The sequence below is a fragment of the Pseudomonas sp. PA-6-3C genome, from assembly GCF_021605825.1.
In the GTDB taxonomy this organism is placed as follows: Bacteria; Pseudomonadota; Gammaproteobacteria; order Pseudomonadales; family Pseudomonadaceae; genus Aquipseudomonas; species Aquipseudomonas edaphica.
Genome location: NZ_WKDV01000009.1, coordinates 117567 through 139114 on the forward strand (window position 1 = coordinate 117567; position 21548 = coordinate 139114).

Below are 21548 nucleotides of genomic sequence, written 5' to 3' on the forward strand. Positions count from 1 at the left end.
TAGTGAGTGATAAACCACATCCGACTAAAGCTTCTGCTGGCCTGCTCATCAAGACACGGCAGGTCACTTACAACAGCGTGGAGCTGGGAACGCAGGTGACCCATTGCGTCCTCATCGCCCAGCAGAAGAATAAGCAGGTTCTTTTGAGCCACCCCAACCTGTTTCTGTACAAGCACACTCGTTCGTCGATGGCGTCATCAACACGCCACGCCACCCTTATTTCTATGTTCTACCGGTTCTTGTCGACACAGCCAAAAATGAAGAACGTGGATCTGGGTTATTACCATGCTCTGGCGGACAACAAAGACATTTGCCGATGGCAGGTACAACGGCAGCTTGAGCGGCTTGGAAGGAATTCCCCGAAGCCGTCGTCAGAGACCATCTTCGAGGACGCCAAAGTACTGCTGATTTTCTTCAGGTGGCTGAACGAACATGGTTATGTGACCAACGTCAATGTGCAGATTAGAACCTGGCGGGCGAATTTTCGCAGTGGGCGCATGCTCAACTATATCAATCGGATTGCTCCGTCGAGGATCAGCTCGAAGAACATCCGGGCTTTGGACAAGCAGAGTCGGCAGAAACAGTACGATTTCCTGATTACTGACGATGAGATCAAACTGCTATTGCAGTCCTACTCAGACCCAGTGTATGCGTCGATTTTTCTTCTCGCGTTAGGTACCGCGATGCGCCCGATGGACTTGGTCAGGTTTCCATACCTAGGTAATGCCGAGAATAAGCACATCATGCCGTACTCGAACATGACCAAGGGAGCTGTGACCACGCAGTACACGGTTTACAACAGCAAAGGAGGCAAAGATCGTGAAATCACCATACACATGGATGATCTCAAAGCCCTCGAAGAGAACTACATCATTCCTCACTATGGGATTCGTAAACAGCTCTATAAAAAGCGGTTCAAACACGACTGCCCTCCTGATGTGTTGTTTCTGACCTCCCGCGGGATACCGGTCGATGTCGACAAGATTGCGTCTCGAACTTACGATGCGAAAAACAATGCCGCGAAGGTTGACAGCCAGTTCAGGTCTCACATCAATTTCTACCAGAGTAGACATTGGTGGCCGACCCAGTTCCTCATAGGCTTCTTCGGTGATCGATTGCTGACGGAGAATCTGGAAGTGCTCTACCTGGCTGCAGCCCAAGCGCTCACCCGACAGATGGGCCATGAAGATGTCGCCACCACTTACAAATTCTACGTAAGCATGGCCCGCGTCCTGATGTTCGCCCACAAAGGCCACACGCTGGATCTGATCCGCGCGCCTAAACATTCTGTATCCAGCTTCATTAAAAACCTGCGCCCGATTGATCGGAACAAGTTGGTGGAGGATGGAGCCGAGTTAGGAGGAAGGGCCGCCTAGCCAGCGAGTAAACGCAGGATACTTGGCCGTTCGCGACAGTGAGCGGCCCCCTCACTAGGGGCCGTTTTATCTGGAGTGCCTCAAGCGCTCAAGCCGCACGGTAACGCCACCATCAAGATGATTACTGGGAGGACTCTTCCAGTCTCTAAAGGATGTAACCCTATCAGCTCTACCCTTGCATGAGTTTTTGGATGACCTCCTCCATGATGCAACTCACCTCGGCTTCAGATACCCATTGAGCGTTGGAACCAATCTCATTCCTCAGGTCAACCAGGTGGGGTTTAGCTTCACTTGCGATGAAGTAGTCCATCGAGCAGCGAGCAATCTCCCTCGGTATGTCATAAGTTGGGGGGCCCTGATAAACATCAGCGGTGCCCAGGAGGAACAAATTGGATGCGAGGGGAAGAACGACGTGTATCAGCTTGTCATCCTTCGAGAAACGGACTGAATGCCCTTTGCGTCTTCACATGGAAGAGCACGATGGAGTCACCTAGTGGAAGATCACCAGGTGCATAGCTCTCCAAGGTGTAGCTCAATGACCTGAAGCGATCCGCTCGTTTTCGGGGGCAACCGATTCGCACATCACATTGATGTGGCATTGCCTCACCGCGTGTGAGACATGATTCTTGGTATTTAGCAGCAATGCCGCAATCTGTGCTGCTGCCATCGGAACCACTGCATCGAAGAACCCTGCTAGCAGATCTGGACGCTCCGCCAGTACCTGCTTGACCTGATCGGCGTTGGGCATCTCTCTGATGACTTGATCGATAGCTGGGGACTCCATGTGCAGATGGGGCCTGAGTAGCTGAGCAAGAGTGCCTGGATCAGCCATGCGTTTTAGAATGCTGCTGATGCACGCATCCCCGGCAGACGCCATATTTTGCCGCACATGACGGCGGCGAATTTCAAAGTGGGCTAGCAGATCTGGTATGGCGCTAACGCTCTGGCCATCGAGCTCACCTCGCCGAAACCGGTCGATAAAGGGGGCATAAATTTTCTCCTCGGCCATCGTGATTTTGTCATCAAGGCCTGGCTCGGTCTCTACCGCATAAAAATGCCCTTCCATCCCGATAGCTTTGAGGTTTGTTTTCCTAGGCTCTCGACGCCGGTCATACAGCCAGCTGCGCACCTCCCCACCAGTGCCTGGGGCTCGGAATCCTTTTTGCAAAAAACGCGGTATGAAATGCTGGTAGACCCCTGCCATAACCACTCCTTCGGATCCTTTTAGGCAAAGCTCAATATGGGTTAGCGCTGCATTCGAGTGAGCGGATGGCGAGTACACCTATCTCGCTCGCTAAACAGCCTATGAACATACGCGCCGGCACTGAGAGTGCGTTGGCCCAAATGGTCGCGGTGTTCGATGCGGCGAAGCCACACTGTGCTTATCAATTTACCAACTCAAAGCACTAGCCAATGGTCAGTGGCGGCAACGACCAATCAGCGACGCCGCGCCGACTCAAACCGACAAACCCAGCGCTGCGAGATGTTCTCTCATGTACTTGTAGATCAGTACGCGACTGAACGCGACGTATGGTTCCTTAGGCATCAAGAACGCTTCGAGGTCTTCCAAATCGGCGCCAGGATCACGGCCTTCCTTCAAGGCACTTATCGTGTGACGAATTGCAGCACGAACCATCCGACCATGGCGTGCGCGCATCTGAAGTAGCTCCGCGCGAGCCAGTCCCAGGTAGTAGATGCTGGCCGTACCTTTTGCGCTTGGCACACCGTCAATCACGCGCGCCTCCACACGCCCGTCCTCCAGGAACACTAGGTGCTCTGCGGGATCATCAATGCAGGGATTAAGCAGCAGTGGTTCCTCCTGGCGAACCCGCCATGTCCCTTTTGCTCGCTTGGTCTCGTCGACCAACGGGAAAAAGTTGGCCTTACCGATTACCCGAGCATTGCCATCAAAATCATCCTGTGTTCTGGGTCGATTGCAATCTGAACATGACAACAACAGGTTCGGCCATTTAGCTCCCAACCAGAAATATCCAGGGATTACCTCTGCTGCAACTTTCGCCGTTTTGACGGTGACGACCACCTTACCTTTTGGCCTGTAATGCTCCACATCACCGGACTGCGTTCCTGCCAGCAGCGACTCGCAGAACATGCATTTGCGACCGAATAGCTCTGCCAGCTTTTCTCTGACCGCCGTTGAGCCATACTCTTTGAAAACCCGCTTCTTGGGTTCGAGCGCTAAGTTTTTCCTCAGCTCAGCACGCCCCCTGAGTATCAAGTCTGCTGGTGCGCTATCCCTTGGGCGCTTGATCTTAATCATTGTTTGTCCCCGCCCCATCCGCCAGCGGCGTGACCTGCTGCATGAGAAATTTGAGCTTCGACACCGTCGAATCGGTGAATTGTTTTACATTCGCCGCTGCATTTACCGGTATGTCCAGTGCACCTGTTGTGTCGAGCATCTGCAAGGCCATTCGCTCACGGCGACTGCCGCCTAGATAACGGGTGTCAGTGAGGTCAGCCACCAAGTCAGCAAGCGCTTGCTCTTCTTCGTATGATCTCACTGGTTTACTTAAGAGCTCTTCGTAAGCCTCTATCTTGGTTTCGAGCTCCGGATCGACCGTGCTCCGCAGTCCGAAATGCTCGGAGGTAAGGAGCTGATCAACTCTGAAATTGGCGACACTAGGCAGATTTTCCAGCGCGTAGATATGATTGAGCCTGTCTCGACGCAGCACCGCTACCTCGCCCTCCTTCAAGCCACGGAGGCAAAGAGGGTCATGGGTGCTGTAAATGATCTGAGCTCCGGGGAAGGCTTCGCGTAGTGCTGGCAGGCACTGGAGGCGCCAAGCAGGGTGGAAGTGGTTGCCGAGTTCATCGATCAGTACGATTCCCTCTGACGAATCAAGCGCAGCCCCTGACTGCGATAGCACATGCATGATGTCTACTGCCATGCCGATCATGCACTGATACCCATCGCTGAGCTCACCAAGCTGACGCCCATCGACACCACCTACGTTGAGGTGCATAGCACCATCGTCGGATACCGTGACTTGTACCTGGTGATCCTTGGGCATCAACTTACGAAGGACATCGTTGACCTCGTCCAGACGATCGCGACCCAAATGCTTTAACCACTCGGTAGGATCGTTGATTGGTAAGAAGGGGTCGAACAAGTTGTCGATCTTCGCGTGATCCTTTCCGGGCTTTGATTTATGGCGCGCAGTCGCCAAAAGCCGAGTGGCGCCATACGCCACGACGAGTGAACGAGAGTGCTCGTTGCTAAACTCAATTTTTTTGTTGCGTTTGAAACGCATCGAGACCTGATCACCGCCTACCAAAGTTACAACAACTGAGCCCTCATGCGCTCCGGTCGCCAGTAATTGGTTGCTCGTGCGGCGAAGGGCTTTCGAGTACGCCTCACCCGATAGCGTCAAAGCTAGCGCTTTGAGTACGGTGCTCTTACCTACACCATTCTCACCGAGCAAAGCATAGCAAGGTGCATTCGACCCCTCTTGCACTTCTAGATTGAGATCCAGATGATGGATAGGCCCATAATTCTTGATCTCCAGCCGCGTCACGTATTGCGCTTTTGCAAGGTAGGCCTCCATTCCTTTCTTGGATTCAGTGTCGATTATCTCAACAGGCGACTCTTCCTTGTGGCGATCGAAATCCTGTTGGCGCCTTGGAACCTCACCGGGAAAGCCATAGGAACGAGCTTGATGTCTCCCCGCCTCTCCAAGCTGGCGCCATACCGCCCTGTGTGCTGGATGCTCGTCGACTGAATGTATCCTGCCCGTGCTCTGCAGTAGCTGTACTTGCTCGAATCGAGTCTGGATCAATTGCCGCCGGTTTAGATCAAGGAGCTTGATGGTGATGTCACCACGAACGCTAAGTGGAGACACCTCACCCGTTTCATAGAATTCTAGATGCTCGTCTGGATTGTCTCGACAAGGATCCAATAACCCGGGTTCCTCGAACTCAACTGTTTCCAAATAGGGACGCTCGGGCAGCGGCGAGCCCATCTGGGGAAACCGATTTCCCTTATACCGATCGCAGACCGGGCATGCCCAATAAATGTTTCGCCAATCCGAATGAAGGTGCAGATAGGGATTCTCTCCGCGTACGCCTCTTCGAGGCCGGTGACGCTCCATCACGCCACTCCCAGGATGAGCATAGCTCTCACAATAACAGCAGATCGGCCCAAAAACCTGAACTAAGTCCTCCATCAATCTGCGTCTGAACTTTCTCGTAACATCGTCCGGACGGCTGCCGTCATACCCTTCAAGCTCCCAACGCTGCCCCAGTTCATGCGGGCCATTTGCAAGATATGGAAGAAGATAGTCAGGGCATTCAGGGCGAAAAATAGGGGTCACGATGACATCCTTGGCAGTCGCTCCCCGCTTCAGGTTGTTGGGGGAGGCGGCGAAATCATACGCCGCACCGATCGAGTCATGCCACAGAGCCGGTATAAGTAGAAACGACTGGGCGGGGCCGCAGTGCGATGCGAGGCAGGTGTTACCAAAAAACTAATCAGTCGAAAACATGCCCGAACGCGCCCCCGTTTTGATGTCAGCAGACCAAGTGTTGCGGGGATGGACAGCGACTCCGAATGAGGAGACCCCATGCTTGCAGGCTAGCCCTCGATCAGTAAACTGATGGCCTATAGCCAGACAACTGGACGCCCGGACGCTAGAGCTATCCGCGAGATCAGGAGCGCAACAGTATCGGATACCACGCAGTCGCCAGCAGGGTGACCGTGGCTGCAGGCTCAATATGAGATGGGATTGGATCGGATCCGGCTTTGACATGAGGAGTGAGTATGGGCATCAAAATGGATCACGCCTTCGACCAGAATGGCGATAGATGGGAAGCAGGCACATACACCAAGGGCACAGGTGCAGAACCTCTTCAATGCAAATGCGGAACGCCAGTCGCTCACAACCCACCGTACACCCGGGAAATGTATGACAAGTCTGTTTTCGTCCAGGGCTACTTTCGCCTCTATCCCAAAGGTGCTCATGCCGCGAATTGTCGATTCGGTGTGGACGAGGAAATTAACGAGATTGCCAGCACCTCCGAAGACCTGATCGAGAGCATCCAGCACAATCGTTACCGGATGCGCCTGGTCATGATCAAAGAAGCCCTGGAGAAAGGTGGTCGTAATTTCGAGGATGATGGGGGCACTCGGGCGACAGCGGGTCGAACTTACACCCACAACCCAAATCTTCTTCCCGCGTACATCAATTCCGCCAAGCGAGCCCTGAAGCTCCGCGCGCTCTGTGACAGAGACCAGGACATCGAACAGCATCTGGAGCTGGTGTTTGAGGGCAACGTGAAGGTCGCCTGGAATCAGTTCTATTTCGAGCCGGAACGCCACGCGGAAGCGTATTACGCAGTGTCGCACAACGCCGCTCAACACCCCGTCGCGATTCAAGGTGCGGTGAGCAGCGTCAGGACTGAAATCAGGGGTGACAAAACCAAGAACGTTATCAACCTGCAGATGAACAAGTTCCGAGTCGATCCGGATGATGCAGAAAATGGCATTGGCCTGGAGGTGAGCATTTGGGCCAGGGATCCATCGTGGCTCAAAGGCATTGAAAAGGACGATGAGGTCGTAGTTCTGGGAATGTGGAAACACTCCACAACCGCACCCGAGAAAGCCCCTAGGGAGGGACGCTTCAAAACCCTCACTAAACGCAGATTGACGTCGACCTTGGTTCTGAAAGCCCAGGTCTCCAAAATCGACTGATGAACGCTTACCCCCCTGCCTAAGGTCAAACAGGAAACGCTCATGCCGGCCATCACCAAACTCGTGCTGCACAATTTCAAAAGCTTTGGCGATCTGACTCTTCAGTTTGATGCCGGCACCAACGTATTGATTGGGGACAATGAAACGGGCAAGAGTAGCGTCCTACTGGCCCTTGACCTCGCATTAAGTGCGAGTCGCAGCCGGGTCGAAACCATTGGCTACGAAGCGCTACTGAACCAATCTGCAGTGAGGAAATTCCTGGCAGGCCCAGCCCGCCTCGATTTGCTGCCAGAGGTGATAGTGGACATTTTTCTTGAGGCGGGTGATGACCAAGGCCTGTACGGACGCCAGAACTCGACGGGGGCAGACAGCGATGGCCTGCGCATGGCCATCGTTCCCTTGGTGGAGGATTTCGGCGGAACCATTCTTGAACTGCTTCGAAATAACAAAGAGAGCTTTCCATACGAATACTACGCGGTGCAGTTCTCCACTTTTTCCGGGGCACCCCACGTCAGTTATCGAAGGCCTGTGAAGCACCTACTCATCGACAGCTCTCGAATCGACACCGAGTACGCCGCGCGGGAGTACACACGAACGGTGTTCGGCTTTCACACCCAGGTGCCAGACCGCCATCGGCTCGAAAACCAATACCGTCAGGGCAAGGAAGGCTTCCAAAGAGACAGTCTCAAGGAGCTGAATGCCAAGCTGGGCGAGTACCAGTTTGCATTGCGAACCAGCGTGCGTTCGAATTTGGAAACTGACCTGGTGATCACCAAGGAAGGGATCCCAATCGAAAACCGTGGAAAGGGCGAGCAATGTTTCATCAAAACCAATTTTGCGCTGCAGAAGCATGATGCCAGAGGTGGCCTACACGCCTTGTTGCTCGAAGAGCCCGAGAACCATCTGAGCCACACAAACATGAAGCGCCTGGTAGAGCGCCTGACCCGCACCCAGGGAACCCAACTCTTCATCGCCACCCACAGTAGTCACATCTGCTCACGACTTGATCTTCGTCGAGCCCTACTCCTGGGAACCGAACAAAAGGCAGGCCGACTCAAGGATCTGACGGAATCCACTGCCGAATTCTTCATGAAGGCCCCGGACAACAATGTGCTTGAGTTCGCGTTGTCGAACAGGGTCATTTTGGTCGAGGGGGATGCCGAATTCATCCTTCTGGAACACTTCTACAACAAGCACGCGGGAACCACTCCGCAGTCAGACAACGTCCACATCATCTCGATCGGTGGTACCAGCTTCAAACGCTATCTTGAGCTCGGCAAGCTCCTTGGGATCAGAGTCGCGGCAATCCGGGACAACGACCATGACCATCAGCAAAATTGCGTCGAGAACTACAAGGCTTGCCTGTACGGCGGTGCCCGGATTTTCGCTGACGGGAACAATGAGCGCTCTACGTTCGAGATCGGTCTTTATCTCGACAACCAAAAAATCTGTGACGACCTATTCGGGGGAGCGCGCAAGACCCTGACGGTTCAGGATTACATGCTTAAAAACAAGGCGGATGTGGCGTTCGAGCTCCTTACGAAGAAACCAGAAGAACTTGTCGCACCAGCCTACATTCAGGAGGCGATCCAGTGGATAAGAGCGTGATTTTCGCGGTAGCCGGATCCGGGAAAACCAGCCTGGTGATTGATCGCCTGAGCCTTGACCAGCGCGCCCTGATCGTCACCTATACCGAGAACAACTATCGCCACCTTCGACACCGCATCATCCAAAAATTCGGGACGATTCCGCCCAACATCACCGTCATGACGTACTTCTCCTTTTTGCACGGTTTTTGTTACCGGCCACTGCTGCAATTAGAGCTGAATACCCAGGGCATGAACTTCCGACTGCCAACCAACCCCCGGACGCCGCTCAGCGATATGGCGCGCTTTAGGGATGGCAGTCGAAGGCTCTACTACAACCGCTTGGCTAAATTACTGGAGATGAGAAAATGCATACCGGCGATACGCGCGCGGGTCGAGCGTTTCTATGACTGTGTCTACGTCGACGAGGTGCAGGATTTCGCCGGCCACGACTTCAACCTACTGCTGGATATCTCGAAAGCAAAGGCCAATATGACCTTTGTTGGTGACTTCTATCAGCATACTTACGACACCAGCCGGGACGGCTCGGTTAATAAATCGCTGCATGACGACATCACCAAGTACGAGAAACGATTCCGTGACGCCGGAATCAAGGTGGACAAAACCACGCTGGGGCACAGCTGGCGGTGCTCAACAACCGTCTGCGAATTCATCAGTGCGCAGCTTCAGATCACCATGGGCGCGCAGCAGGAGCGGGTCAGTGAGATCATTACGGTCGGAGAACCCGGACAAGCCGCGACCCTTCACGCCGATCCAAACGTCGTGAAGCTCTTCTTGAAGGAACACGATAAATACGATTGCCACTCGCTGAACTGGGGAGCGAGCAAAGGCATGGATAACTTCGGGCACGTGTGTGTCGTGTTGGGCGCTGACACCTGGAAACGATACCAGAATGGCAACTTACACGAAGCCAATCCACAGACTCGAAACAAGCTGTACGTGGCTTGCTCGCGCGCAAATGGCGACCTCTACATCGTTCCCGACAAGCTGTTCAAACCGTTCAAGAAGGCCCGGTAGCCGGCTTAGTCGTCTTTGTGGGCAAGATGGTGGTGGTAGCTACATAGGCCGCCAGAATCTTGGTCATAGACGCCTAGGCTACTGCTGCACACAGCGCATTCCGTGTAGTCCAGTTCAGCAAAGCAGATTGCACATTGCCCATGCTCCACGAGAAAGGTGTCGTTACCGCACTCGTGGCACGTTTCGCTGCACGCATCCCCACCATCTTTTACGTTCACATAATTGATACCAGCTAGCGACTCCGCTAGGGCAGGCACCATAACCGCTTCGTAGCTGCTGGATTCCAGACACACCATGCAGTCGAATTCTAAGCTCTCAGGGTCGAGCGTCGGATCGCCGACCCGAACCAGCTGAGAGTCGCACTGGGGACAGCGAACTTCGTCAATAGCTTCGGCAAGCTCGGGGAAAACCCAGTCAACTTGCTCCAACGACTTTAAGCACGCTTCGTATTGTCGAGCGTAGACCTGCTCGACCTCTACCAGGGATTGCCAGCATGACCGCCCCAACAGCTTCGCAGGGTCTTCGCCCAAGTGGGGCTGGCAGAACTGGATGATGAGCTGCAACGAATTAGCGATGGCCTCCTGCATCTGGGAGTGCGAGACCAGGCTGTAATAGTGCTCAGTTGAATTCCGGATTTTCTGAAGATTTTCAAGCAGCTTCCACTCAACCCCCGCAATGCCGAGCGATGTAAGCCGATTTTGGATCTCCATGTAGTCAACGGTCTTCTTGCCCTTCCAGATCACGGCCTGGGTCTCAGCGTCGATGACAGGGCTGATATCCGTTTTCAACAAAACCTCATCCGACCCAGGTGGGCTGAGTTGCTGAAGCTTACATTTGAATAGCAGCAACAAGCCCGCGTAGAGGTTGCGAATTGCCGAGAGCACCCGCCTCGGATCGTCGCTATGGAAATCCTCCACGCCAAGCTGAATGGATGTGACAGCGTTCTGCATCATGCTCATTCGTGAAGCTCCAACGAACCTACCCACCCAGGATTCGACAACCGTCGCTGTGAACTAAGCCAAGGATAACCGCAGTGATACCCATGCCATTGGTATACGCCGCCATGGCCTTCCCCCTGCTTCAACCGGAGTTAATAGCTTACTGGTTTGGTAGATCATCTATCGACGAGGGCCACCCCAGGCCGAGGCCCTGGGAGATAGCTGGAGGCTAGCATCGCCCAGTCGACTGCTCGGGTATTTCCCTAGCGGCCTGAAAGGGGAGTGTAAGTGAGCCCTAGCACTGAACGCCACGATCTGGCCCACCATGGCCTGACCGTCAACCATACGCCGGTGCTAGAGGCAATGGGGCATAATATGGCCCCTACCCCGTCAAAAGGTTCGGATGTTTACACAGCACCTATGCCCCGCAAGACTCTCTCCGATGCAATTCTGATTTTGATAATTGCCGACCAGATTCATGGCACGGACGAGGCGATCCGTCGCGCCGGTAAGAACGTCGTTAAAAAGCTTCCACGAAGCAAACGGAACATCATTTACGACTTGATCAGCAGCCCCCGGCCAAAGGATTTGATCCGTGTTGATCAGATCAAGCACGAAATAGGAAGCTCGCAGGACAGACTTCTCAGCCCATTGAGCTCCCCTTTTCGGTCAATTTGGCATACCGAACAGTACGTATAGCTTCAAGATCTCAACATTCTCAGCATCGCCTTTAGGCTCGCCATTCTGCTCAAAAAGATCCGGGAAAAGCTTATCGGCTTTTATCGTCATCTCATATTTTGTTGAAGTGGTGTCTTCATCCTCAACTGACTCCACATCATTGATAAAGAAGAAATCATAAAAATCTTGCAAATGCTTGTCGTCGGTTACAAAAGCGGTTCGAGCAAAACTCTGCTGATCCTGCTCTATCAAATGAGTGAGTTTTCCAACCCGCTGAATAACCTGCACATCACCCAGCGCGTTGCTTGAGCTAAACTCTCCGGGATCTTTTTTGAACTTAAGCACCTTCTTCGCAGCCACGCAGCCGTAGATGCACGCAACAGAAGCGAGAACCAAGGGGTGTCCCTTATAGATGCCAAGACTTGCAGCTTTTTCACAGATAGCCTCAGCGACCTTGAGCCTCTTGGCCGGGGCGATAGTATTGAAAAGCTGCAACCCATTAACGTAGTCTAAAAACTCGTGATATTGTGGGCCCAATTGCTCTGGATGTATGCCTTTCAAATCAGAAACATACTTCGAGGCCAAGGTAATGTCTTCCACAACTCGGGCGTTCTGGAAGAATTTATTCAAGGCTGTCAAGTCACGCACAGCCTCGTCAATCAACCCCTCTGTATCGAAGTTGCTTTTTGTATCACTGGCCTTCTCCATAAGCGCCGGAAGATACGAAAAACCATTATGCGGCAAATCATTTTCCCTCAGCCAAGTCAATGTGCGAGGCTCGGATGACGCTTCATTGGGATCTCGCTCTAGCGAAGTCTTGATATGACTAATCGTGCAGAGATCCAAGAAATGCAGGGTCGGAATAATGTTACTCCATTGCCGTATGAGCTCTATCATTTCCTGATTTTCGGGTGTGTTTGCAATTTGCATAGTGAACTTCTGTTTTTTCATATCCATGACTCTGCTAGAAGAGTTGTCCGCGTGCGTAGTACCCCAGTGAGCGAAACCTCCATGTGTACCGCTGTTGATACATGATGGCGTTTTGATGGATTTCAAGCTGTCCCGATTGAATCATTTCACGCTGTGAGAATGGCAGCCCAGTGCGCACCCACGCCGAATCGACGTGGTAGAACACTCAGGCGCCTGGCGCTCATCAGATATTGATCTACAGTCATTAAACAAACCATAATTAATGACCAAGAATCAATTTTATGATGAATGCTGTGTTGCTCAAGCGAGCCATGAAATATTTGGATCTCAGCGGCGTTGCGCTGGCCGAGAAGGTCAGCGCACTGCGGGAAGACGGTAAGCGCACGGCGCCGGAAACGATCAGCCGCTGGCTCAACGGGACGAGGCCGGTTGACCCCTTCTTGATGGGGTGGATTGCAGAGTTGGTACGCTCGAAACTGATGACTCAAGATGACGCCAGGGTGCGACTTCCTAATGAGGGGTTGGTCATCGCGGTGGCAAACATGAAAGGTGGTGTTGGCAAGACCACAGTGTCCAGGAATCTTGCCGCCATTGCGAAGTCTTTGCGGTTAAAAAGCACCTACCTCTATGCGGATTACCCTCAATCCGTGCAAGCCGCCCGACAGGTTAGAAACCGCTTGGAAGCGCTCCGAATCAACTGCCCGGAACTCACTCCTGAAGAGATCCTGGCCTACACGCCATCTGCAGGCGAGGTTGTGGTCGTGGACGTGAGCAACGGTATCGCCCGCGATTCATTCCTCTCCCCAGAAAACCCAGATGATCGGCTCAAAGTGCATCCTGCAGGGTTCCTGGGCCGGTTTCAGCCCGACATCTACCTAGTGCCTGGCGAGTTCACCAGCAGCTTGGATAACTGGTCACTTAAGGGTTTCCTCGACAGCGACATACTCCAGGCACCAGTACAGCTTTTGCATCGCCCAAGCTTTATGAGCATGGATTTCGCCACCACGGCGAGCACGGACGGTTTTGACGTTACCTCAGACCTGTTTTGCCCCTTCTTCATACCTCAATCGGTTTCAGCGAGTGCTGTGCTCCCTCAAGACGTGTTGAGCGACTGGCAGAATCTCGATCAAAAGCACCACCACTTCAAACTGTTTGAGCACCTGCTCGAATTGCTTGGTGGTGAAATCATGGACAGCTTCGATGTCATGCAGAGCGTAAAGAGCGCACCTTTGAGTGAACTGCTGGATCTGGCACAGGGTGGGTAGTGATGACTCAGGTAACTGAAGCCGTCAATGCGAAGGATGCCTTCACCCGCATGAAAAATGAGCGAGATGCGGAGCGGGAACAGGTTCAAGCTCGCCATCGCGATGAGCAACTCCAGGCCACCAAAAGGCGCAAAGAAATCGATGACATCAAATCCCGACTCTTCGGGTTGTTCGCCATGGACGACACACCGAAGGAACGTGGGAAGCTCCTCGAAAACGTCCTCAATGACCTGTTTAGAGCTTATGGCATTCAGATCAGAGAAAACTTTGTTCGAACGCCGCTAGAGGGTTCCACGGTGCTGGAGCAGATCGACGGAGTGATCAGTTTCGGTGGCAGGATCCATGTAGTAGAAATGAAATGGCTGAAAGACCCTGTGGGTGTGCAGGACTTGGCACCCCACATGGTGAGAGTGATGGGCCGTGCAGATGCTTCGGGAACCTTCATCTCCAGTAGCGGATTTACCCTGCCCGCCATAACGCAATGCGCGGAGTTTCTGAATCAAAGAACGATGCTCCTGTGCTCGCTGGAGGAAATTGTAATGCTCCTGCAGCGCCAAGGTGATCTCGTGGACTTTTTGAAGACAAAGTCCCAGGCTGCGATCATCAACAAGCAGCCATTCCTCAAGATTCTCAATTGAACCCGCTGCATGCTGCCCACAAGCCAAGGAGGCCTCCATGAATTCCAAGACTCTCTACATAATCGGCAACGGATTCGACCTGCACCACGGCATGCCCACCGGCTATTCAGATTTCAAAAAGTATCTGGCGAAGGCTGATGATGAAACGTACGACTGGGTGGAGAGCTACGTTCCAGCCGAAGGGAATTGGGCGAATCTAGAAAAGGCCCTTGCTGACCTGGACACCGATAACGTCGTCTCGGACATGGAATGCTTTCTGGGTTCGTATTCGTCTGACGACTGGAGCGATTCCGGCCACCATGACTTCCAGCTGGAGGTGGATCGGATAGCCACGGGGCTCTCGCATACGTTGCGGCATCAGTTCGCGGATTGGGTCAGATCTATCCCGACGCCAAACAGAACTGAGGTTTTGGGTATGCTTGTAAACCTTGAGATCGATGCAACATTTCTTACCTTCAATTACACCAGCACCCTGACCCACCTCTACAACGTGCCCCCAGAGAACATTCTGCACATCCATGGTGAGGCCGCAGATCCAGATTCGGACATTGTCTTGGGGCACGCATGGGATGATGAAAATCGCCCATCACTCCACGACGGCGTTGATCCTGAATCAGCCGACCACCGACTGCTAGAAGCATATTCGACACTAGACGATTATTTCAGCAGTACCTTCAAGCCCAGCAAAAAAATCATTCGGGAAAATGCGGGCTTTTTCGAGAGTCTTGGTGATATCGAAAAGGTGATTGTGCTCGGGCACTCAATGTCAGAAGTGGATGACGCCTATTTTTCGAGCCTGCTCCAAACGTTTGGTGACCGCCCTCCTCATTGGACATTTGTTCTCCCACCCTATGACGACGGCCAGAGAGAGCTCAAGGAAAACGTATCGAGACTGGCCTTGTACAACAACCGTATTGGTTTCAAAACATGGGATCAGCTGTAGGACTGGCAGCGTGGGCGTTCGAGGGAGCTTGCTCAGGCATGAGAGCCCATCAGCTGCAACAGCCACCGTTTCCAAGTTTAAATATCAACGGCCCACGAACGAACCTGGTCACGCATCTCATCCCGGCGCGCCAAGCTTTCACTACGCTTCAGATAATGGGTGGCTACAACCAGCTCCACTAAGTTAGCTGCCTCCAACCACCTCAAACTCCTTAACGATCAGGGAAATCTTGGTGACAAGAGCCCTACCTGCATGGCTGGAGCTAGCCGCTTTCACCTCCAGAGAGGTACACAAACGGGCTAACTTCATGGCCGACTCACCGCCGAGCACGCATCTACCGACCGCTGAAACCCTGCGTTACACACCCAGTCATGCCCTAGGAAATCGAGCCTCGCGTTGAGGGGCACCTGAACCTGGAGGCATTGGTTCCCTGACCTCAGATAGCCTTTCATGCACTCCCAATCGTGACCAAGAAAATCTAGTTTGGCGTTCTGGGGTACCGATACAATTGCACAATTGTCGCCGGACTTCCTATATCCCTTCACACACTCCCAGTCATGCCCGAAAAAATCGAGTTTCGCGTGTTCGGGAACACCTACCGCCAGACAACCACGACCTTGTCTTTGGTATCCACGCTCGCACTCCCATTCATGTCCGAGAAAGTCCAGCTTGGCATGTATAGGAATCTCAACGGCCAAGCAGTTATCGGCCACTTTGCGAAAACCGCGCTCGCACTCCCAATTGTGACCGAAGAAATCGAGCTTTGCGTGCCTGGGCAAGGTGACCTGGGAACACGTATCACCCGTACGCCGATATCCCCTCACGCACTCCCAGTTTCGTCTTGAGTAATCCAGTTGAGCGTGCTCAGGTAGCCAGTTACCCTGCTTTGCAGGAGCTTCGTTATGTCTCACGGTAGGGGACGAGTAGTGCGAAGGCCGAGACTGGGACGGCTGGGATGGCTCCACCGGTTCTGATTGAGGTTGAAAAGATGAGGTTCCATCAATTACCACCGGCGCAGAGATGGCTGCGCCCCCTCCGTAACCGTGTGGAGATGTTAGCGTGCCAGGCTTGCCGGTGTACGGATTGATATTCCCAAGGGTGCTCCAGTTATTGCTGAAGTCGCCATCGGGCGCCGATCGATAGTGTGGGGCGACGTAGGTTCCATTGGCCCGCGTATAACCGCTGACATGCACCGCTGCACCGCGCGCGAATGCACTAGCAGTCCAGCCTGCGACGACCACGCAGAATATGAGCGCAAGGGCCTGTGCCATCCTTGTCATTCGACCACCACCCCTTCCCTTATCTACGTGATGCTTTGATCTAACAAACTGCTCATCCATTCACCGTACTAGGTGCAGGCAACACACCTGACAGCTCTACTTACCAGCAGTTGAGCCGGTTTCAGGCGCGACCTTGGCGGTGGCCGCCAAGCCTACTGTCCAATGCCCTCCCGGTTCGCGATGAGTTTCGAGCAAGTCGTAAGTCTTGAGCATGTCCAGCAAGCCCGAATACCCATATTCAGCCGGAGAGAAGGCTGGATTCGTGCGTTTGAGATAGAACCCTAGCCCGCTCAGGGTTGCCCTTCCCTCGTTCGTCCCCGCAGCCAGCAGCGATACCGCATCGATGATGAACCTGGGCCTGCGCAAAACGGTTTTGCCTGGCTGCTCCTGCACGTCTTTCTTAACTGTGAGAGCATCAGCACCCGCCGCTGAGGCTTCCTGATCCTTCACGAAAGCCGACTCGTGCTTACTTGGCTCCTCACTGCGGCGCCACTCAAAAAACTGATCGCTGGCGTTACGCAACGCATCCGGGGTTTTGGCTTCGCCAACGATACAAACTGCAGCGCCCCGCTCCCTCAGTTTGCGGCAGAGGTATGCGAAATCAGAATCGCTGGTCACCAGGCAAAACATGTCGGCACGGTGATCGAACAGCGCTTCCAGCGCATCGAGGGCGAGCGCGATGTCTGAAGTATTTTTACCAGAGGCATACTGGTATTGGAGGCACGGCGTAAACGCCAGTCTGACCAGCGCTTCCTGCCATTTATTGGCGAGGGTGCCGTGATTTCCATACCCTCGCCTTACGACGATCCGACCGAACTGAGCGGCTACTTTCAGCGCATGCTCCAAGACCTCCGGTGACACGTTGTCGCAATCGACCAGAACCGCAACGCGGACTTCTCCGTTAATTGGGGCTATTGCCATTCGTAAGCTCCATGCTTGCTGCATCACCACACCCAGCGCTCGCACTGTATCTAAGACAGGCACGCCCGGAGCGGACGTTAGACGACTTTAGAAATAAAATTGGGCATGCGCTGCCCTGTCAGCCATTGCTCGTAACTGAGCATGGTTCTCCAAGCCTCAGCCGGAGGCATCTCTAGAATACGTTGAGCCGTTTCAAAGTCCTCGTAGAGCTTCAAGGCTTTCTGATGTGCATCAGAGAAGGCACGTCGGATCTTTTTCGGAGCATCGTCGAATGGTTTGCCAGAGACAGCATCCGGCAGGAACAATACCTGTGTCTCACCGGTATCGACGAATGAGACGTCTCGGATCTCATCCCCGTTTATCCATACGGCGTGGCGCTCCCCCTCTACATAGATGGGATGTGTGTACCAAACCCGGTATCCGCAGAGCATCGAGCCGCCGTGCTCCTCGATGAACTTCTCCACGTTCATGTCGCACATACTCTGCCGGCTCCAGGGTTCGGGCTGACACTCCAGAAAGACAGGAGCACCGGCTTCGATCTCAGAAGCAAATTTCGTGATCTGCTCCGTGACCGACTTAGGGGTAGTTAGTGGCTCGAACATTTCAGCGGTTAACCGGCCAACGTCGTTTTCATTAAAAGGTTTTCGCGGCGTGGGGTTGGCTTGATTTTTCTTACGCTGCTCTGCCTTCTTTTTTCGGATACGTTTGATCTTGCTGTCCCTGCTCAAAACATCTCTCCTTAGGGTCACGACGACGTTCGTTAAGCCAACGGACGCGTACAGTGCAGTTTTCTCACAGATGAACAACAAATGGCAAATAGCCATCCGGCATCACATCTTCTGGATGAAGGACGAATGCCTCAGGCCCACCCCGGCAAAGCCTAGTGGGCGGCACTTATTCATTGGAGCTAGAGCGATGGTGCTGCCAGACTTCGAGACACTGTTCACGACATCTGCCAGGGCCACCAGCTTGGGCCATGTGATGACGGCATTGGAACCCATCACCCAAAGCGCGTCCGGAGCATGCGCGGATGAGGCTGTAGCCGTATTTTGCGAGCAAATCGTGCAGCTTCGTTTCGAATTCGATTTCTTTCTTGAGGCCAGCATCGCCCTTAGCTACAGATCTCGCATAATTCTGCGGCGCTGACTCAGGTTTGAAGATATTGATGATTCTTGCTAGGGCACATCGGAATGAATGGCACTCTTAAATATGTCGAAAATGGATCTTTTCTCGATCCATTTACAGTCTATCTTTAGTCCACGCTACTCAGTAATCCATGGACATCATTACGCGGATCAATGTGTTGATAATCCAGAGCCAATAACACTCCTATGTACGAGGGAAAATACAGCCCCTCCCAATTCCAGGGTTGTTGAAGGTTGTCTGACATGGGTGCATTTTGAAGCGGAGCTGCTCCACTCAAAAAAAATTGGGTTCAGTTTGTTTTTTGAAGTCAAAAGCAAAAGCAGCGGCCTTACGGCCGAAGAGACGATCCCCCCTAGAAGCCCTCGCCTCGCCTATCGGCAAGGCAATTGAGGCCTAAAAAGCTCTCAGATCAAAAGCGAAAAGATCCACCATCACACCATGTCCTATCCAAGCATCATCAGTGGGGCCGGCATCGTAGAAAATCTTTTTGCTCTCAAATATAGAACTCCGTCTCGCTTTAAAATTTTCAAGGGGGTGGGGTGCAAAAAAGTCCTTAAAGCGACATTAAATGTCGCAAAACCATAGACTTGTCTGACACTGCCCGCAGAAGACGGCATTTTGGCACTCTCTGAGAAGGTCGGTAGCCCCCCCTATTTGGGGGTCAGAGCAACGTGCCAAGGACGGTCTTTCGGATATCGGGTGAGTTCAGGGCTGCCTAGATCTTCACCCGGATGTATCAACTGACCGACTTTCAGGATGCCTACCACTCACGTAGCACAATCATGACCGATGAGCTGGTTAGCGAATTGCGTGAGATCGCTTATCTGCCCCAGATCTGACCGATCCAAGTGGTACCCGATTATTCCGAGACCGCTGGGGCCATCTCTGTCGCACTTTCTCGAATCACCAATCATTACTACTCGTCCTTTGTCAGCGTTGCCGTGACCGGCCTCCACGCCCATCTCACTGCATAAGGCCAAATAGATTTCAGGGTTCGGCTTCATGATTCCAAGCTCGTAACTGAAAGCGTAATACTGCACGTGCGGAAAGGCCTTCCTAATCACAGAACCGAAGGGCTGAGCTAAATTCGAACAGATACCAATGATCACCCCAGCTTCCTGCAACTTGGCAATCGCATCAAGAGCATCAGGGTAGGGCTCGACGGATACCAGCTCTTTGCCTAACGCAGCGTTCATCTCGGCTCGCTTAGAGGGAGAAAGCTCTATCCCCAGATGTTCAGCCACTTGATCAAAAGTGAGGTTTGCCGTCATTACGAAGTGAGGGCCGTTGGGTGTGAGCGCTACCCCCTGTCGGCGGCCTTCTCTGAACAAAGCCCCATAAGGGTTGGTGCGTTGACGAATGCGAACAGCGGTACCAAATGCATCGAGTATGACGGCTGAAATCACTATGCTTTGCCTCCTGACCGACCTGATTCAAGCACCATGACTGCCGAAGCAAACCGTCGTTAAACGGTACCCGAGTCTGTTACGCCAATCACTTCGATCATGACGTAGCCCTCTGCAACAGGGGACTGTAAACTGATTTTTCGACTTGTTAACTGTAGTGGTTAACAGATTAAAAAACAGGTTTACATCTTTCTGAGACACCCGTTTTTCGGGTCGTTTGGGCAAACCGAACGCGACGTTAATGAGCCCAATATCTGTGCCAGATATGAAGATCCGGACGCTGCACGAGAGCAACATGACTAGTCGGCTACCCTCCCCGCCTAACGCCTGTGTGAACATCTAGAAAGCCCCAGATCCGCTCAGAAACAAGCAACGACAATCATAGGTGTGATCCGGAAATCAATCGGCAGCGAGCAAGCGCGGTAGCTCAATCCAGGAGCATATGCTCGCCATAAACCTCCCCAAGCCCCGTGATCCGGATCATTTCATAGACTGGCATGGTTGCTGGCCTGATCGGCTTCGAGCCAGTTCACGACGACGTAATGATCATGGCCACTGAGGCTCTGGAGCAATACGAAGCCATGCTGTTCAGCGACAGCCTTGGCCGGCGGAGTGGCGACGGTCTCTCCGTCCTCAATCAGACCTGCCCGATCCGAAAAAGCCATAGCCGAGTATCGCGCCCCAACCCTCGCGACATCGGTAAGGTACGCATCGATGACAACGCCCCACTTGATTCGCTTCGCTGCAATGACTTGCAGAGGGATGGGAGTTACGTCACCCGCCGGACTCCTCGCTACTTTTGGCACTTTAAATCTCCAGAATTTTGCTAGGGTCAAACCCCGTTTCTTCAGACGGATATCCCCGAGGGTTCGAGATTAGCCGGCACCGCCCAAAAAATTGATCGATCGCATAGTGGGTATGCCCAAAAATCCATACGTCGGACTGATCAACTAACTGGTGCCAGCGATTGAAATAGCCGGCACTCAAATGTTCAGAATGCTCTCCCCCAGAGGCCTCTGGGATGGGGCAATGATGAGTGATAACTACCGTCTTGCCGGCATATGGAATCGCAAGCTGCTCGCGCAAAAACTCGTAAGCTGTTCGGTTTTTCTCAATGAGATCCGCTGGTCGGATGCGACGGTATTCGCTACCCGTGCGGATCATTCGAAAGTCATTCAGCTCCCGAACGCATGCACTGGAAGCAGCCATCACATCACCTGTTCCAGAGAAATCAGTCCAAGCGGTCGCAACAAGAAATCGGACACCGCCCGATGCCCAGACTTGGTTGTCCAGGACATGGACATGCGGGGCCGCTGCTGCCTCCATTTTCTCGCGAGTACGGATGAGATGGCCCTTATAGAACTCGTGATTACCGCTGCAATAAATCACATCACTTGTGAACGAGTCATTTGCCCACCTCACCCCTCGGTGCAGGAGATCGATATCCCCAGCCAAGATCACTAAGTCAACGTCGATATCGGGTGGGGCGAAGCAGTCAAATTCGTTGTGCAAATCCGAGTAAATCAAAATCTTCATTGGGGAACCCTTATCTCCCAAGAACCGGGCCGGGTCGGCATTTCTCACCAACCCAGAACCTGTCTCTTGACGGTTCTGCGTGGATCTTCCAATTGATGGTTTATCGCTATATTGAAGTTCGGAGTAGACTGACTGTGATCAGCGTGCTCTTTAGCGGTAGGCA

The 21548-nt window shown here is 53.1% G+C and carries 16 protein-coding genes and 2 pseudogenes; 8 read left to right on the forward strand and 10 right to left on the reverse strand.

Features of this window, described 5'->3' with window-relative positions; all coding sequences use genetic code 11:
• Nucleotides 1–2: 2 nt before the first annotated feature.
• Nucleotides 3–1376, forward strand: a complete 1374-nt coding sequence (locus GIW48_RS08790; RefSeq protein WP_178083263.1) for a site-specific integrase — start codon at nucleotides 3–5, stop codon at nucleotides 1374–1376.
• A 532-nt stretch (nucleotides 1377–1908) separates the two neighbouring features.
• On the opposite strand, the gene GIW48_RS08795 is transcribed toward GIW48_RS08790, so the two are convergent.
• From GIW48_RS08795 to GIW48_RS29745, 3 genes are all read right to left on the reverse strand, one after another.
• Nucleotides 1909–2580 (reverse strand): DUF4238 domain-containing protein, encoded by a 672-nt coding sequence (locus tag GIW48_RS08795; RefSeq protein ID WP_236460241.1) that lies wholly within the window; start codon nucleotides 2578–2580, stop codon nucleotides 1909–1911.
• A 252-nt stretch (nucleotides 2581–2832) separates the two neighbouring features.
• Nucleotides 2833–3654 carry a hypothetical protein gene (locus GIW48_RS08800; protein WP_115984093.1) on the reverse strand — a complete coding sequence of 274 codons (822 nt, stop codon included), beginning with the start codon at nucleotides 3652–3654 and terminating at the stop codon, nucleotides 2833–2835.
• Nucleotides 3647–5704 (reverse strand): AAA family ATPase, encoded by a 2058-nt coding sequence (locus GIW48_RS29745; protein WP_236460240.1) that lies wholly within the window; start codon nucleotides 5702–5704, stop codon nucleotides 3647–3649. The genes GIW48_RS08800 and GIW48_RS29745 overlap by 8 nt, the downstream gene beginning before the upstream one ends.
• A 446-nt stretch (nucleotides 5705–6150) precedes the next feature.
• On the opposite strand from GIW48_RS29745, the gene GIW48_RS08810 reads away from it, so the two are divergent.
• From GIW48_RS08810 to GIW48_RS08820, 3 genes are read left to right on the forward strand one after another with little or no spacing between them, the layout of a single operon-like run.
• The gene (locus GIW48_RS08810) at nucleotides 6151–7080 is read left to right on the forward strand and encodes a hypothetical protein (protein WP_115984095.1); all 930 of its coding nucleotides are present in this window, start codon (nucleotides 6151–6153) and stop codon (nucleotides 7078–7080) included.
• A gap of 42 nt (nucleotides 7081–7122) precedes the next feature.
• Nucleotides 7123–8688, forward strand: a complete 1566-nt coding sequence (locus GIW48_RS08815; protein ID WP_115984096.1) for an ATP-dependent nuclease — start codon at nucleotides 7123–7125, stop codon at nucleotides 8686–8688.
• Entirely contained in the window at nucleotides 8673–9704 is a 1032-nt protein-coding gene (locus tag GIW48_RS08820) for an AAA family ATPase (RefSeq protein WP_236460239.1), read from the forward strand. The genes GIW48_RS08815 and GIW48_RS08820 overlap by 16 nt, the downstream gene beginning before the upstream one ends.
• Nucleotides 9705–9709: 5 nt before the next feature.
• Here GIW48_RS08820 and GIW48_RS08825 read toward each other — a convergent pair whose 3' ends face one another.
• On the reverse strand, nucleotides 9710–10663 hold the full coding sequence (locus GIW48_RS08825; protein WP_236460238.1) for a hypothetical protein: 954 nt from the start codon (nucleotides 10661–10663) through the stop codon (nucleotides 9710–9712).
• Between the two features lie 399 nt (nucleotides 10664–11062).
• On the opposite strand from GIW48_RS08825, the pseudogene GIW48_RS29860 reads away from it, so the two are divergent.
• Nucleotides 11063–11236: pseudogene (locus GIW48_RS29860) on the forward strand (DUF7740 domain-containing protein); the annotation flags it as partial.
• A gap of 75 nt (nucleotides 11237–11311) precedes the next feature.
• Here the strand turns inward: GIW48_RS29860 and GIW48_RS08830 are convergent.
• A complete protein-coding gene (locus GIW48_RS08830) occupies nucleotides 11312–12271 on the reverse strand; it encodes a hypothetical protein (RefSeq protein ID WP_115984098.1) in 960 nt (319 codons plus the stop codon).
• A gap of 260 nt (nucleotides 12272–12531) precedes the next feature.
• Between GIW48_RS08830 and GIW48_RS08835 the strand changes: the two genes are divergently transcribed.
• From GIW48_RS08835 to GIW48_RS08845, 3 genes are read left to right on the forward strand one after another with little or no spacing between them, the layout of a single operon-like run.
• The gene (locus GIW48_RS08835) at nucleotides 12532–13515 is read left to right on the forward strand and encodes a nucleotide-binding protein (protein WP_236460237.1); all 984 of its coding nucleotides are present in this window, start codon (nucleotides 12532–12534) and stop codon (nucleotides 13513–13515) included.
• A gap of 2 nt (nucleotides 13516–13517) precedes the next feature.
• Nucleotides 13518–14153: a restriction endonuclease gene (locus GIW48_RS08840; RefSeq protein WP_236460236.1), complete on the forward strand. Its 636-nt coding sequence runs from the start codon at nucleotides 13518–13520 to the stop codon at nucleotides 14151–14153.
• Nucleotides 14154–14190: 37 nt separating this feature from the next.
• Nucleotides 14191–15096, forward strand: a complete 906-nt coding sequence (locus GIW48_RS08845) for a bacteriophage abortive infection AbiH family protein (RefSeq protein WP_115984101.1) — start codon at nucleotides 14191–14193, stop codon at nucleotides 15094–15096.
• Nucleotides 15097–16472: 1376 nt separating this feature from the next.
• Here the strand turns inward: GIW48_RS08845 and GIW48_RS08850 are convergent.
• From GIW48_RS08850 to GIW48_RS08870, 5 genes and pseudogenes are all read right to left on the reverse strand, one after another.
• A complete protein-coding gene (locus GIW48_RS08850; protein ID WP_236461873.1) occupies nucleotides 16473–17297 on the reverse strand; it encodes an NYN domain-containing protein in 825 nt (274 codons plus the stop codon).
• Nucleotides 17298–17374: 77 nt separating this feature from the next.
• A complete protein-coding gene (locus tag GIW48_RS08855) occupies nucleotides 17375–18025 on the reverse strand; it encodes a hypothetical protein (protein ID WP_236461876.1) in 651 nt (216 codons plus the stop codon).
• Nucleotides 18026–18329: 304 nt separating this feature from the next.
• A pseudogene (locus GIW48_RS29695) lies at nucleotides 18330–18416 on the reverse strand (transcriptional regulator); the annotation flags it as partial.
• Nucleotides 18417–19210: 794 nt separating this feature from the next.
• The gene (locus tag GIW48_RS08865; protein ID WP_236461879.1) at nucleotides 19211–19849 is read right to left on the reverse strand and encodes an HAD family hydrolase; all 639 of its coding nucleotides are present in this window, start codon (nucleotides 19847–19849) and stop codon (nucleotides 19211–19213) included.
• Between the two features lie 807 nt (nucleotides 19850–20656).
• A complete protein-coding gene (locus GIW48_RS08870; protein ID WP_115984104.1) occupies nucleotides 20657–21385 on the reverse strand; it encodes a metallophosphoesterase in 729 nt (242 codons plus the stop codon).
• Nucleotides 21386–21548 lie beyond the last annotated feature (163 nt).

Coding starts and splice junctions, on each gene's coding strand:
- GIW48_RS08795 (WP_236460241.1), bottom strand. CDS start 2,580: ATGGCAGGGGTCTACCAGCATTTCATACCGCGTTTTTTGCAAAAAGGA.
- GIW48_RS08800 (WP_115984093.1), bottom strand. CDS start 3,654: ATGATTAAGATCAAGCGCCCAAGGGATAGCGCACCAGCAGACTTGATA.
- GIW48_RS08810 (WP_115984095.1), top strand. CDS start 6,151: ATGGGCATCAAAATGGATCACGCCTTCGACCAGAATGGCGATAGATGG.
- GIW48_RS08815 (WP_115984096.1), top strand. CDS start 7,123: ATGCCGGCCATCACCAAACTCGTGCTGCACAATTTCAAAAGCTTTGGC.
- GIW48_RS08825 (WP_236460238.1), bottom strand. CDS start 10,663: ATGAGCATGATGCAGAACGCTGTCACATCCATTCAGCTTGGCGTGGAG.
- GIW48_RS08830 (WP_115984098.1), bottom strand. CDS start 12,271: ATGAAAAAACAGAAGTTCACTATGCAAATTGCAAACACACCCGAAAAT.
- GIW48_RS08835 (WP_236460237.1), top strand. CDS start 12,532: ATGATGAATGCTGTGTTGCTCAAGCGAGCCATGAAATATTTGGATCTC.
- GIW48_RS08840 (WP_236460236.1), top strand. CDS start 13,518: ATGACTCAGGTAACTGAAGCCGTCAATGCGAAGGATGCCTTCACCCGC.
- GIW48_RS08845 (WP_115984101.1), top strand. CDS start 14,191: ATGAATTCCAAGACTCTCTACATAATCGGCAACGGATTCGACCTGCAC.
- GIW48_RS08850 (WP_236461873.1), bottom strand. CDS start 17,297: ATGGCAATAGCCCCAATTAACGGAGAAGTCCGCGTTGCGGTTCTGGTC.
- GIW48_RS08870 (WP_115984104.1), bottom strand. CDS start 21,385: ATGAAGATTTTGATTTACTCGGATTTGCACAACGAATTTGACTGCTTC.